Raw genomic sequence first — 13,839 nt, forward strand, 5'->3', positions numbered from 1 at the left:
CTGCTTTACAGAAACCGAATGGCTTTCCTGCGTCTTCGCGGGCGCCCGTCGAAGAGAAAACTGATCCGGTTGGGTTCGGGCCTGGCTTTATTTGTTTTTTTTCTCTTTTGGTGGTTTGCTTTGCCATCCCCCTTGTTTTCCGATCCTACCTCAACGGTGCTTGAAAGCAGGCGGGGAGAATTGCTGGGTGCCTGTATTGCTGCTGACGGGCAATGGCGTTTCCCGGAGGTTGACGAGGTTCCCGGCAAATACAAAAGCTGTGTGCTGGCATTCGAAGACCGTTACTTTTATTACCATCCCGGCGTAAATCCCGTGGCCATGATCAGGGCGCTTGGTCAGAACATCCGTCACGGCAGGATCGTCAGCGGAGGAAGCACCATCACCATGCAGTTGATCCGTATTTCACGCAAAGGACGGCCCCGGACGCTTTGGCAAAAGCTGACTGAGTTGTCGCTGGCTGTACGGCTCGAGTTCAGGTATTCGAAAGAAGATATCCTGCGGATGTATGTTTCGCATGCCCCGTTTGGCGGGAATGTGGTGGGTCTCGATGCCGCCGCCTGGCGTTATTACGGTCGTCATCCGGATGAACTTTCCTGGTCCGAATCGGCAACGCTGGCTGTGTTGCCCAATGCGCCTTCGTTGATTTATCCCGGCAAACAAAACGAGCTTTTATTGCAGAAGCGGAACCGTTTGCTGAATAAACTTCTTCGCAACGGGAAGATTGATTCCACCACTTGTAAACTGGCCAAACTGGAGCCCTTGCCCCAACAGGTTTATGCCATTCCGCAAACTGCTCCCCACTTGCTTAGCCGGGTTTTGGGCGAATATCCGGGTACACGGGTGGAAACTACCGTCGATCATCAGTTGCAAGGGCAGGTGAACGAATTGGTCAGACAGCATTTGGTCAGGCTTAAAGCCAATGAAATTCATAATGCGGCGGTATTGGTTCTGAATGTAGAAAGAGGCGAAGTACTCGCATATACCGGAAACTCGCCTGACCCGGGAGACGGGCATCACGGGGAACAGGTTGATGTGATCCGGTCGCCGCGCAGCTCGGGCAGCATCCTGAAGCCGTTTTTATACGCAGCCATGCAGGACGATGGATTGATTCTGCCCCATACGCTGATCCCGGATATACCCACGCAAATCGGCGGATTCAGTCCGCAAAATTTCAATTTGCAGTTCGAAGGCGCCGTGCCTGCTTCAATGGCGCTTGCGAAATCGCTCAATATTCCGGCAGTTCGGATGCTCCGCGATTTTGGGGTCGACCGTTTTTATAACTTATTGAAAGACATGCACTTTTCGACGCTGACCAAACACGCCGACCATTACGGTTTATCGCTGATATTGGGAGGAGCAGAGGTTACTTTGTGGGATTTGGCCGGCGCCTACGCGTCGTTGGGACGGCTGCTTGTTCATTATGAAGAAGACGACGGGCTGGCCTTCCGGGATGATTTCCGGCGACCGGTCTACCAGTCCCGTGAATTTTCAAAAGAAACGGCAAACCGTACTCCGGTGTCTGCCGGAGCGGCCTGGCTGACGCTCGATGCCCTGATGAAAGTAAACCGGCCCGATGAAGAATCGGGATGGGAAATGTTTTCATCATCGCGGCAGCTAGCCTGGAAAACGGGAACCAGTTTTGGCTTTCGCGACGGTTGGGCCGTGGGGGTCGATCGTCAATTCGTGGTAGCCGTCTGGTGCGGCAACGCCGACGGAGAAGGACGTCCCGGCTTAACCGGTACATCGGCTGCCGCGCCGTTGCTGTTTGATGTGTTTAACCTGTTGCCCGCCGGGAAATGGTTTACCCAACCGGTTGATGAAATGGCGCCGATCCCGGTATGCCGGGAGAGTGGTTGCCGCTTAGGGCCGTATTGCACGCAGGCTGATACCATTTGGGTTATGCAAAAAGGCTTGAACACAACTGCCTGTCCTTATCATAAACTGGTTCATCTCGATCCGTCGGGCAACTGGCAGGTTAGCTCACAATGTGTGCCGGTGGAAGAAATGCTTCATCAGTCGTGGTTTGTGTTACCTCCCGTGATGGAATGGTACTTTAAACGTAAAAATCCGTTTTACAAAACCCTGCCGCCATTTCTGCCGGCTTGTATGGAAACGGCGTATGAAGTGATGGAAATGATTTACCCGCGCGAAAACAACCAGGTATTTGTACCGGTACAGCTCGATGGCACGCCGGGCCAGGTCATTCTCGAAGTTGCACACTCCTTGCCCGGGGCGGTGATATACTGGCACCTGGGCGAAACGTATATGGGCCAAACCCGTGGAAACCACCAAATGCCGGTACATCCGGCCCCGGGAAACTACCGGCTGACTTTAATCGACGATCAGGGAAACAGTCTGGTTAAACCAATTGTGATTAAGAATAAGGCTGATAAAGAAGGCTAAATCAAAATCATCTATCCTGGTTTCTTCGTAAAAACACGTAACACTTTTGTTTTTTTTATCTGGTTCTGCTTGTGGACATTAACGTTTTTTCGTTGTAACTTTAAGAGATAAACCAATCAACATGGAAAAAGAGAAACCCTATCAACTGAATCGCAGGAACTTTATTAAGATTTCTGCTGCAACAACTGCAGGCGCAACTTTCCTTCCTCTTGATAATTTTTCGGTCAACCAACTGCCGGTTCCTATGAAACGGAAGTTTGGCAAGATCGATTTTGACGTAAGCACACTCGGCCTTGGCGGGCAGGCTTCGCTGCAATGGACACCCGAAGGCGTCGATCCGGTGGCGATTATTCTGAAGGCTTTCAACATGGGGATTAATTACTTTGACACCTCGAACCTGTATGGTCCCAGCCAGATGAACTTCGGAAAAGCTTTCCGGCAACTGAACCTGATTCCGGGAGTGCCGGAATATAATTTTAGTCTGAGGCAATCCATCTTCATCACTACAAAAACACACATCCGGTGGGGAAACAATAATTTTCCGGCCGGTTCGGATACCGTCAGGAACTGGACAAACGGCGATCATGGTACGGGAGCTGTTGGCGATCTGAAACGTTCGCTTTCGCAGATGTTTGGCGATGGCAACGGAAACTATCCGAAAGGCGCTTACGTGGATATGATTCTTGCGCATAACCTCAATTTTATGGATGAGGTGGATGTGCTGTTTAACGGATTGGAAACGCCGCTTGACCCGGAGGGTGACTTTGGCGCATTCGTGGCTTTACGAGATTATCGCGACGGTACAAACCACACCGGTCTGAATCCCGATCATGAGCGGCTGGTCAGGCACATCGGTTTCTCGGGGCATTACAGCGCCCCGGTTATGATGGAGATGATTCAGCGTGACCGCTTCGATATCCTGGACGCCATGTTGGTGGCCATTAATATTAACGACCGGCGCATGTTTAATATGCAGTATAATGCCATTCCGCTGGCCCGCGAAAAAGGAATGGGCATCATCGCCATGAAAGTATTTGCCGATGGCGCCATGTACGACAAAGAGGCAAAATGGTCGAACAACCCGGCCGATGTGGTTTCGCGGGTGGGTACTCCGGCTATACCCAGCCGTCCGCTGGTCGAATATTCACTGACGACGCCGGGAGTACATACCGCCATTATCGGTATCGGACACATTGACGATGATCCGATGAAATGCCAGATGGTGCAGAATTTTTATGCCGCGCAGATTGAACCGGATGGTTTACCCGAATCTATCCGGAGAAGTTATGAAGAGCTTGGTTTAAAAGCAAAAGACGGAAAAGCCAACTATTTTCAGATTGGCGCGAACGAATTAAGCGCTCCCAATGATGTGGAGTTTATCCAAAACGATTCGCTGGTAGAACTATCCTGGCGCATTGCTTATGCGGGTGACGAACCGGTAAGCCATTACGAAATCATCAAAAACGGGAAAGGGGTCTATAAAATCAATCATATGCCGATTGTAACAAAAGATAAAAGTAAATACCGCGACAGGCAGGCTAAACCGGGTGATGAATACCAGGTGGTTGCCGTCGACCGGATCGGGAGGAGGGCTTCGTCTGATACCTGGACGGTATAAATGTGTTAATTGACTGGTTTTTTCTGTCTGCCGGATTTTTAATGAAAATATCCGGCAGGCTTTTTTTATTTTTGCAGGAAATTTTCAGAATCCCGGGAACAATTTGATTTGTGCCGGGTTTTAGTGTACAGTTTTAAAACAAAAGTTATGGTCGACAGATTGTCTGATCCCATTGGGAGACTGATGGGACTGCGTTATAAATCGCATCCCTGGCATGGTGTTGCTATTGGAAAAGACGCCCCCGAAAAAGTAACCGCCTTCATCGAGGTTGTGCCTACCGATACGGTTAAGTATGAAATAGATAAAGACAGCGGCTACCTGCGTATCGATCGGCCCCAAAAGTATTCCAACGTGGTTCCGGCTCTATATGGTTTTATCCCGCAAACGTTCTGTGGCGGCGCTGTCGGAGAATATTGCATGCAAAAAACCGGGAAAACCGGAATTCGCGGCGATGGCGATCCGATTGATATATGCGTGTTAACCGAAAAAGACATTACCCACGGCGATATCCTGGTTCATGCCCGTCCGATTGGCGGGTTCCGGATGATCGACGGGAATGAGGCCGATGATAAAATTATCGCTGTCCTGAATAATGATGTGGTTTATGAAGGTTATAAAGATGTAAACGACCTGCCATCGATTGTGGTGGAACGTCTGAAACACTATTTTCTCACTTATAAAGACATGCCGGGGAAAGACAAAGACACCGAGATAACCCATACTTACGGCGTTGACGAAGCCCTGGAGGTGATCCGGCATTCGATGGACGATTATCAGAAACGTTTCGACAATCTGGGAAAACTATTGTACTAAGCGAAATAAGCTTACAGAAGGTACATGCTGAGATAAACAACAAACCCTGAAATAGCCGGATAACAGCAATTTCAGGGTTTGTACAAGGTAGACCGACCAGCCTCTTTATTTAAATGCAGGTAGTGCATCAAAATTGAGGGTGGCAAAGTAGTCGTCGAGGGTTTCGGCGCGGCGGATTTCCACCACTTCGCCGTTTTCGCGCAGCAGCAACTCGGCCGAACGCAGCTTGCCATTGTAGTTAAAACCCATAGAATGGCCGTGCGCCCCGGTATCGTGAATCACCACAATATCGTTCGGTTCAATCTCCGGCAGCAAACGGTTGATGGCGAATTTGTCATTGTTTTCGCACAGCGAACCGGTGACATCATATAATAATTTGTGCGGCTGGTTTTCCTTGCCCATCACGGTGATGTGATGGTAAGCGCCATACAGGGCCGGCCGCATCAGGTTGGCCATACAGGCATCGAGGCCTGCATATTTTTTATACGTTTCTTTAATGTGAAGCACTTTGGAAACCAGGAATCCAAAAGGTCCGGTAATAACGCGTCCCGACTCGAAGAAAACTTTCAGCGGGGCCAGCCCGTTGCCTTCAATCAGTCTTTCGTAACGTTCTTTAATTCCGGTGCTTACCCGGTACAGGTCAACCGGTTTGTGTTCATTTTTATACGGAATACCAATACCGCCGCCCAGGTTGGCAAATTCAAACCGGATTCCAATTTCCTTTGATATTTCAGCGATCAAATCGAATACAATTTCGGCTGTTTCAACAAAATAATCGGCATCCAACTCGTTTGAGGCCACCATCGTGTGAAGGCCAAAACGTTTCACTCCTTTGTCTTTCAGCATCTTGTAGCCCTCGAACAGTTGTTCGCGGGTAAACCCGTATTTCGATTCTTCGGGATTACCGATGATGATATTACCCTCTTTAAGCGCACCGGGATTGTAACGGCAGCAAACCAATTCGGGTAATCCAACATGAGTCTCCAGGTACGGGATGTGTTTAATGTCGTCCAGGTTGATGATGGCGCCCAACTCAACGGCTTTTTGATATTCATAAGCGGGGGTATCGTTCGAGGTGAACATGATTTCTTCGCCGCGCATGCCTAACCGTTCGGCCAGCACCAGCTCGGCCATCGAACTGCAGTCGATGCCGAAACCTTCTTTCCGGAGCAGTTTCATCAAAAACGGATTGGGAGCCGCCTTAATGGCGTAATACTCCTTAAAACCTTCGTTCCACGAAAAAGCTTCATTGAATTTTCGTGCGTATTCCATCATTCCTTTTTCATCGTAAATATGGAAAGGGGTTGGATGGTTCTCAATGATTTGTTCAATCTGTTCTTTTGTAAAGGGTAATTTTTTCCCGATCATATTCATTTTTAGTTTGAAGAAAGGGCAAAGATATTAATTAAAAAAAGCCCTTTTCTTTTAATTCAATATTTATACGTGCCAATTAACAGAGATTTGACAAATTTTGGCCGGTTTTGTTCATGAAAACCGAATCTTCCAAGCTGATTTTGTCTGACGGGATTATCAGCTGTTTAGATCATCGAGCAATTCAGCACTGAAATAGCCGGATGCAATTTCGCGGACTTCGCCGGTCATGTGAATTTGCCAGTCTTCGTCAATTTGAAGCTTTAATTCTCCTCCCGGCATACGGAGGGTTAGCTTTCGGTTGGCAAGGCCTTTTTTCACCATCATGGCGGCTACTGCGCTCGACGAACTTCCCGACGCCAGCGTGTAACCGGCGCCACGCTCCCAAATCAGAATTTCAACCACATCGGGCGAAATCACTTTGGCAAACTGCACATTGATGCGGTTCGGGAATTTCGGGTGATTCTCGATTTGCGAACCGTAGTGCATGATCTCGTCAACCGATAATTCGTCCTTCACAATAATACAATGCGGGTTTCCAACCGACACGCAGTTGATCAGGTAGCTTTTTCCGTCCAGATGAAGTTCTTCATCCAAACATTCGGCGAGTGCGCTTTTTACCGGAACTTTTGCCGATTCGAAAATGGCGCTGCCCATATCAACCTTAATGGTGCGCGCTTTCCCTTTTTCCTGCTCGATGATTTTGGCATTGACCAAGCCGCCAAGCGTATTGATGGTAAATGAATCAGCTTTGGCGTAGCCGTAGTCGAACAGGTATTTGGCAAAAATACGCAGGCCATTTCCGCTTTTTTCTGCTTCCGAACCATCGGGGTTGAGGATGCGCAGGCCGAAGTCGGCTTGATCGGAGTCCGTCAGCACTAAAATACCGTCGGAGCCAATGCCGTAATGAACATCGCAAACCGTGCGGATGTTTTTTTCGGTGAGTTCAAAACTGATGTCGTGACTGCTGACAACAATGTAATCATTTCCCAGTCCGTGCGATTTTACAAAAAAGTTCTTCATGGCTCTGTTTATTTTAGATTGATGTACAAAAATAGCAATGTTAATTGTCGAAAAGAAAGCAATGATCAGACTTCGATCTTAAATTTCACGATTCAGCCAAGTTCCGCAGTGTCTGGGCTGTCCGTTTTCAAGTAACAGGAGTTGGTTCACACAAGCCGGGATTTCGTCACGCAGGTGCGATACGTAAATCAGGGTGGTTGGCAGATGCGCGCAAATTTCGTCGAGCAAGTGTACAAGACGCCGGGTTTGATATGAGTCGAGTCCCTGACAGGGTTCATCCAGAATCAGCAGGGAGGGCGATTTAACTAACGCGCGTGCCAGCAGCAGTGATCGTTGTTCGCCGAGTGAGGCCTGCATAAACAGACGACCTTTCAGGTGCTCCAGCCTTAAGATGGAAAACCAGGTCCCGGCCAGATCATATTGCAAATCGGTGGGCGCCGATGCAAAGCCAATCTCGTCGCGAAACCCGGACACAATCACGTCCAGACAGGAGAGAGAATCGTATGGAGTATGCGACTGACTGCTCAGCCCCGGTATGGTGTTGAAGATGCCTTCTCCTCTTAAAAAATACAGGTGCAGCTCGGGCGACACAAAACCGATTCGCTTTTTGATGTCCCAGATGCTTTCGCCGCTTCCCCGTTTCCGGTCGAATAAAAGCAGGTCGTTGGCATATCCTTGCGGGTTGTCGGCCGTAATCAGGCTGAGTAAGGTGGTTTTCCCGGCGCCGTTGGGGCCCAGCAGCGCCCAGTGTTCGCCGCTTTTTACCTGCCAGTTGATGTCTTTCAGTATTTCTTTTCCGCCAATTGTTACATGCACATTTTTCATGCGGACGATTTCGGTGAATGTTTCATCGGGCGGGGGTAAAATTCGGAATAATTCCCGTTCAGTTTTATTCATGTCAGAGGCATTCCCCTGGATGGACGGTTGATAGGTGGCGGCGTCGGCCTGTTGCAAAATTCTTCCGGCATCGAGTTCAATCACCCTCTTTGTACCCGTGGGGATATGGTCGGGAGAGCAAATAATAACCAGCGAAATGCCGTTTTTTGTTTGACCTTGTAACAGTAAACTCAGGTTTTCACGGGAGGCGGCGTCCAGGCCAATAAAAGGCTGATCAAGGATCAGTACGTCGGGGTTTTGCAACAGAGCTGCGGCCAGTTGGGTCCGCTTGCGTTCGCCGTTGCTAAGCTGCAATAGTTTGCTTTCGGCCAGGTGTTTAATCTGCATTTGTGCCATAACCTGGCTGACTGTGATTGTTGTGAGGGTTTTCGCCGATTTTTCACTGATCGTTTGCAAATAAGCCAGCACGGAGGGGGTGTTTTCCATTCCCTGGTTTTCGTATCGCTGGCTGTAGTAGGTACTTCGTCTGCCCGAAAGCGATATAAAATGGTCCTGCTGGTCAACCATCAGGCGGATTAATCCCGGAGCAATCGCCAGGCTTCCGTGCGAGGGTGCAATTTTCCCGCTCAGGAGCCGGGCCAGGGTGGTTTTTCCGCTTCCTGAACTTCCTGTAATGGCCAGTAATTCACCTTGTTTAATTTCGAGGGTGATGTCCGAAAGAATTGTTGACAGTCCGCTTTTCAACGAAATACCACAAGCTTCTATATAGGTAAGACCGGTGATTCTACTCATTGTGCTGCATTGAGAGCTGAAACGCAAAGATAAACCCGAATCTGGAAAACCGGGAGTTGTCGGCCCGATTTACCGTTTGAAAATGAAAGCAGATGGCAAAAAAAGAAACCTCTCATCCCGAGAGGTTTCTATGGAAGCAATTTCATGTTGGATTGCGTTTATTGCAATACGAAACTTATAGGTACACTAAACGATACCCTGACGGGTTCTCCCCGTTGTCTGCCTGGTTTCCAAAGAGGCAAACTGTTTACGACCCGTAATGCTTCTTTGTCCAGGGCCGGATCTACACTGCGGATTACCCGTGCATCGGTAACCCGTCCATCTTTACCTACTACAAAATTGACATAAACTTTTCCTTGCACTCCGTTTTCCTGTGCGACCACCGGATATTTGATGGAATTTGCAATAAACCTGCGTAAAGCCATTTCTCCGCCGGGGAATTCGGGCATTTCTTCCACGATAAAAAAGACGGGCGAGTCGTCTTCCGTTTCTTTCTCATTGCTGAAAGCCGTCATAACCGGTGTGATGTCAATGGCTGTTTGGCGGTCGGCTTCGGTATCTTCAATGTCCAGCTCAACTTCTATTTCCGTATCGTTGGCGACAATGTTCAGCACTTCGATAACTTTGGGAGGTGGTGGCGGTTCCGGAGGTTTCACCTGCTCCTGCCGGGTGATCGGGATCATCTCATTTTCGATTTCCTGTACCGTGGTGGAGCCCAGTTGGCTGGTTTCTTTCATTGTTGATTTCCATTCAAAAGCAAGTAAGCAAATGCCCAAAGCCACAATCAGACCAATTTCAACAAAAATGTTGTGATACCGGTCCATATCGACATTTGGATATTTCTTGGTTTCCATTTTGGTTTTTTTATTATGTGATCACTGATACTGAGGTACATTAAATTGTTTGTTTTTGACGCATCAAAAAAATAGTGACATGTTAGCCTGAAGGGATAATCCTCGGAAGAGGAGATGAACACGGTTCATGGATTCATGAGTTTTAACGAATATTTTTCAATGAATTATACGATGTTCAGTCGATGCAAGTTTCCAAATGACGAAAGAAGAAGTATGTTAATGAAACTGTTGTTAGACAGAAAACCGGTATCGGTTTGTATTTTTTAGAGTAATTTAATCGAGACTGAAAACCCCCTGTTCCTTCACGCATCCAAAGAACGCTTCTATTTCCTGTAAGGTCGATTCCGTTTTGGGAACATCTTTTACGACTTTGCCTTTATCGAGAATGACAATTCGGGTACAAACATCTGTGATGTTATCCAGTGTATGTCCCGAGATCAGAAAAGTTGTTTCGTTCAGCGAAGCCTGCCTGCGGATCAACGACCTGAGCTTAAATTGTGAACTGGGGTCGAGGTTGGCAAAAGGTTCATCCAGGATCACGAGTTCCGGCCGACCCATCATGGCCGCTGCAATGCCAACTTTTTTCTGGTTCCCTTTCGACAGGTCGCGGATAAATTTCTTTTTACCCCGTATTTCACCGTTAAAAAAATCGTCAAATTCTTTCAGGTAATTTTCCTGGTCGGCTTTGTTCATTTCGCGTAATTCCCCCATAAAATTAAAATACTCATCAGAAGTGAGGTAACCGATCGTAAAGCTTTCATCAATAAATGATCCGGTGAACGCTTTCCAGTCTTCCGATTCGTTTACCGGGATGCCGTTATTGATGATCCGGCCCCGGGAGGGAACGATCAGGTCGAGGATGAGGTTAAATAAGGTTGTTTTTCCGGCGCCGTTGTTTCCTACAATGCCAAATAGCTCACCTTTGTTGATTTTAAGTTCAGGAATATTGAGTACGATTTCTTTTTGATAAGCTTTTATCAGTTCAATCAGTTCAATCATGGCTATGAATTTTTATAGTTTTTAATCAGTTGATGTTTTTTCTGGCGGTATGCTTTTGCAAAATATTCGAACAGTTGCGGCTGAAGAATGATGCCCGCCAAACCCAGACCTGCCAGGAACAACAGCGCCCCGGTACTGCCGGTTGCTAATTTCGCAAGGCTAAAGAAAAGGATTGGTCCAACGATGAGGGGAAAGCTGATCAGCCATTGCGAGGCTCCCATGCCCTGGTAATTAAAAACGGAAGAGCTACTTAAGTCCAGCGCGCGCTTGCTGTATTTTCCGAAAAAGAAGATTACATTCATGTTGACGCCAATGTGATAAAAAAGCATGGCCGTGTGAAAATAAATAATCCGCGTATCGATCAATGCATAAGGTAAGGTTAGCAGGTAATAAATGAAAGACACGACCACGTTGATGTAATAGAATGATTGCAGAAACTGTTTCATCTTAAAATTCTGGCACATCAGCATGGAAAAATAACTGCTGTGCCAAGCCGGGAAAAATTGTCCGATAGAGATGGAAAACATCGAAACCATAAATAATCCGCCAAAAATAAGCATGACTTCCGGGATACCCTGTCCCTTATCCTGATAGAGGATGAATCCGTACAACAAAAAAATGACTGTCATCACGAATTGGGAGCGCGGGCGTTTGTTCCGCCAAATCATTCTGACTTCAAGGGAAATAAATTTGCCGTAATCGCCAAACCTGTTCATCCACGAGAAATCGCGGATCATTGCCGTCTTTTGGTTGCTTTCAACCAGGTTGAGGTACAGTTTCCGCTGAAGGTACCGGTCGTTCATCCAATAGAACAGGACAGGAGCGACGATTAGCGAAACCGCGGGAGCCGGTTGTTCCAGGATGAGGTCGAAGAACCGGCCAAATGCACCGCTAAAATCAACCACGCCGAAATGGTTCAATCCATAGAGGGACGCAAAGACCACCATGAACATATAAATTCCGTAGCTGCTCTCGTTGATCCACCATTTCAGGTACAGCGAAAGAAAATGATTGGTGAATATCATCAGAACCAGTCCGGTAAGCCAGGCCAGTACGTTGGCCTGGCGCCACCAGGGTGAAACAAACAGGCACAAGGAGGAAAAGGGGCAAAAAATTGAAAAAGTGGAAAACCGAACGGAATAGGAGGTAACGTGAGATCTCGCGGCGCCGGATGTTCAACACGATCAGCGGTTTAAAGCTGATGGTCGGTAGGCTTTGAAGCAGCTGTCTGATCAACAGGTCGAAGGCGAAATAAATCAGCAGCAGGCTGTTAAATACGCTAACCGGATCTGAATCGGGATACTTTTCTTTCAGTATCTGCGGTAACGAAAGGCCCAGCGCCAAAAAAATCAGACCAAAATAAAGGGCCAGAAAGCCAAGCATGATGTTTGTGGCAACACTTTTCCCGAAAGCTGATGAGCGGGTGATCTCCTTCCAGGTTAGGTAGAAAAGCTTTAGTTTCATTTAATGGTTTTTTAGTTGAGCCTATTTCAATTGTTCAAAACAAGTTGATGCCTGTTTTGCAATCAGCTTTTTATGTATGAGAAGATACGTCTTATTCCTTGTCCGTTTGTTACATAAACCAGTGTTTTTTTGTTTGGTCTCAAAATAACCGGTCGGTTAAGGTACAGCTTTTCCTGATTTGTTTGACTTGTCCTGCCGGGCTGGTTAACTCGATGTAAATCACATAAATGCCAATGCGGGCTTTGCTTCCGTCGGCCAACATTCCGGTCCATACCCATTCTCCTTCCTGGCCGACTGTTTCGTTTTTCACCAGGTCCTGCAAATAGTGTCCGCGCGAGTCAAAAAGTTTCAGGTTGGCCTGGTAGTCGGGCTCCGGTAATTGATAGTATATGCTCAGGTAATCCCGGTAACCATCGTTATTCGGAGAAAAAACGGCAGGTTCCAGGCGTATTTCGGTTCGAACATATTCCGGGTGCAGTTGCATGGAGTTTGGACAGCCGGGCGTGGCAAAACCGGCTGTTGACGCGGCAGATAACCAATTCTCAGGATCATCGCTTTCCCGGTCGGCCGAAACCCGTTCAAGGGAAACACCTTTCCGGTTGGCCAAAAGCGGGTGGTGCATGGTTTCCCGATAGGCCAGTTCATCAATTACATTCAGCGAATCGTCGAGCAAAACCACATAGCCGGATGCATTCGGGTAGGAGGGGAGTTTTTCCATATGCCAAAAACTTTCGGGGCATGAGCGGGGGTAAAAAAACGGAATACCGGCGGTGTCTTCACTGAGCAGGAGATACGTGCCCGGCTCTATGTAATCGGGCGCTGCCGAAACGGCGTAAATCTGCCTGAGTTCCTGATTCCCGTCGCGCGAAGCCACAAAGAGGTGATCGAGACGGATTGATTTTTCGGACCGGTTGAAAAGTTCTACAAAATCGGATCCTTCGGGATACGGGTTAAACAGCAGTTCGTTGACCAGGATATCGCCTGCCTGCGCCAGGTTTTCGGGAAGCAGGGGCGGATCCTCCGACTGGATGCTTACATGGTCAAAAATTACCTTGTCCGAAGCATAACTGCTGTTCAGTTTGACGATAATGCGGAGTGAATCGCCATTCAATCCGCTTTGACTGACGATCGCCTCGCCCCAGTTACCCTGGTTTGTACCGTTGCTTTCAAACAGCGTTTCCTGCTGGTTGTCCAGTTGGTAAAATACGTACAGGTACTTCCGGCTGGCCGTGTTGCCGCTGCCTGTTTCCCACGCGGTTAATTCGCAGCTTACATTGGTCTTGTTTTTAATTGAGATCCATCGCGACATCCAGATGGCCTCTCCGTCGCAGTCCTGGGCTTCAAACCTCCCCCCGGAGGTAGAAACTGTTTTCACGTAATCGTTTTCGGCGGTGAATTCGCAGAAGTCGGTATTCAGGGTCCATTGATCGATGCCTTCCATGTCGGTATGGATGGTAACACCGTCGGCATCTCCCCAGGTTCCTTTGTTGGGAGAGTTAAATTCTTCGGTCCAGACAGAACCGGCGTAACTTTCAATTGTTAAGAAATTTACAAGTAGAATGAGAAAAAACCAATTATTAGTGTTCATCTGCTGTAAAATTAAAAGTAAACTACTAATTTTGGAACCTTTATGCGTTAAGCTGAAGGGATTTATAAACAAAGATT

At 47.8% G+C, this 13,839-nt stretch carries 9 protein-coding genes and 1 pseudogene; 3 read left to right on the forward strand and 7 right to left on the reverse strand.

Going from position 1 to position 13,839, the window contains the following annotated elements; translation table 11 throughout:
• Window positions 1-18 precede the first annotated feature (18 nt).
• The 3 genes from pbpC to AC6H3C_RS04375 all read left to right on the forward strand — a co-directional run bounded on the left by pbpC (window position 19) and on the right by AC6H3C_RS04375 (window position 4,834).
• Complete coding sequence (gene pbpC / locus AC6H3C_RS04365; protein WP_497519465.1) at window positions 19-2,403, forward strand: penicillin-binding protein 1C; 2,385 nt, start codon at window positions 19-21, stop codon at window positions 2,401-2,403.
• 121 nt (window positions 2,404-2,524) lie between these two features.
• Window positions 2,525-4,021, forward strand: coding sequence for an aldo/keto reductase (locus AC6H3C_RS04370; RefSeq protein WP_497519466.1), 1,497 nt, complete (start codon window positions 2,525-2,527; stop codon window positions 4,019-4,021).
• A 147-nt stretch (window positions 4,022-4,168) separates the two neighbouring features.
• Window positions 4,169-4,834, forward strand: a complete 666-nt coding sequence (locus AC6H3C_RS04375; protein ID WP_423129336.1) for an inorganic pyrophosphatase — start codon at window positions 4,169-4,171, stop codon at window positions 4,832-4,834.
• 105 nt (window positions 4,835-4,939) lie between these two features.
• On the opposite strand, the gene AC6H3C_RS04380 is transcribed toward AC6H3C_RS04375, so the two are convergent.
• The 7 genes and pseudogenes from AC6H3C_RS04380 to AC6H3C_RS04410 form a co-directional block, all read right to left on the reverse strand.
• Window positions 4,940-6,202, reverse strand: coding sequence for a diaminopimelate decarboxylase (locus AC6H3C_RS04380; RefSeq protein ID WP_497519467.1), 1,263 nt, complete (start codon window positions 6,200-6,202; stop codon window positions 4,940-4,942).
• Between the two features lie 162 nt (window positions 6,203-6,364).
• Window positions 6,365-7,228: a diaminopimelate epimerase gene (gene dapF, locus AC6H3C_RS04385; RefSeq protein WP_497519468.1), complete on the reverse strand. Its 864-nt coding sequence runs from the start codon at window positions 7,226-7,228 to the stop codon at window positions 6,365-6,367.
• A gap of 78 nt (window positions 7,229-7,306) precedes the next feature.
• Complete coding sequence (locus AC6H3C_RS04390) at window positions 7,307-8,857, reverse strand: ATP-binding cassette domain-containing protein (RefSeq protein ID WP_497519469.1); 1,551 nt, start codon at window positions 8,855-8,857, stop codon at window positions 7,307-7,309.
• 158 nt (window positions 8,858-9,015) lie between these two features.
• Window positions 9,016-9,711 (reverse strand): energy transducer TonB, encoded by a 696-nt coding sequence (locus AC6H3C_RS04395; protein WP_497519470.1) that lies wholly within the window; start codon window positions 9,709-9,711, stop codon window positions 9,016-9,018.
• Window positions 9,712-9,984: 273 nt separating this feature from the next.
• Window positions 9,985-10,710 carry an ABC transporter ATP-binding protein gene (locus AC6H3C_RS04400; protein WP_497519471.1) on the reverse strand — a complete coding sequence of 242 codons (726 nt, stop codon included), beginning with the start codon at window positions 10,708-10,710 and terminating at the stop codon, window positions 9,985-9,987.
• A 2-nt stretch (window positions 10,711-10,712) separates the two neighbouring features.
• Window positions 10,713-12,174 (reverse strand): annotated as a pseudogene (locus tag AC6H3C_RS04405) (DUF5687 family protein).
• A 139-nt stretch (window positions 12,175-12,313) separates the two neighbouring features.
• A complete protein-coding gene (locus AC6H3C_RS04410; RefSeq protein ID WP_497519472.1) occupies window positions 12,314-13,762 on the reverse strand; it encodes a lamin tail domain-containing protein in 1,449 nt (482 codons plus the stop codon).
• Window positions 13,763-13,839: the final 77 nt, after the last annotated feature.

The organism is Gaoshiqia sp. US2 (assembly GCF_059705485.1).

Coding starts and splice junctions, on each gene's coding strand:
- AC6H3C_RS04395 (WP_497519470.1), bottom strand. CDS start 9,711: ATGGAAACCAAGAAATATCCAAATGTCGATATGGACCGGTATCACAAC.
- AC6H3C_RS04375 (WP_423129336.1), top strand. CDS start 4,169: ATGGTCGACAGATTGTCTGATCCCATTGGGAGACTGATGGGACTGCGT.
- AC6H3C_RS04410 (WP_497519472.1), bottom strand. CDS start 13,762: ATGAACACTAATAATTGGTTTTTTCTCATTCTACTTGTAAATTTCTTA.
- AC6H3C_RS04390 (WP_497519469.1), bottom strand. CDS start 8,857: ATGAGTAGAATCACCGGTCTTACCTATATAGAAGCTTGTGGTATTTCG.
- dapF (WP_497519468.1), bottom strand. CDS start 7,228: ATGAAGAACTTTTTTGTAAAATCGCACGGACTGGGAAATGATTACATT.
- AC6H3C_RS04400 (WP_497519471.1), bottom strand. CDS start 10,710: ATGATTGAACTGATTGAACTGATAAAAGCTTATCAAAAAGAAATCGTA.
- pbpC (WP_497519465.1), top strand. CDS start 19: ATGGCTTTCCTGCGTCTTCGCGGGCGCCCGTCGAAGAGAAAACTGATC.
- AC6H3C_RS04380 (WP_497519467.1), bottom strand. CDS start 6,202: ATGATCGGGAAAAAATTACCCTTTACAAAAGAACAGATTGAACAAATC.
- AC6H3C_RS04370 (WP_497519466.1), top strand. CDS start 2,525: ATGGAAAAAGAGAAACCCTATCAACTGAATCGCAGGAACTTTATTAAG.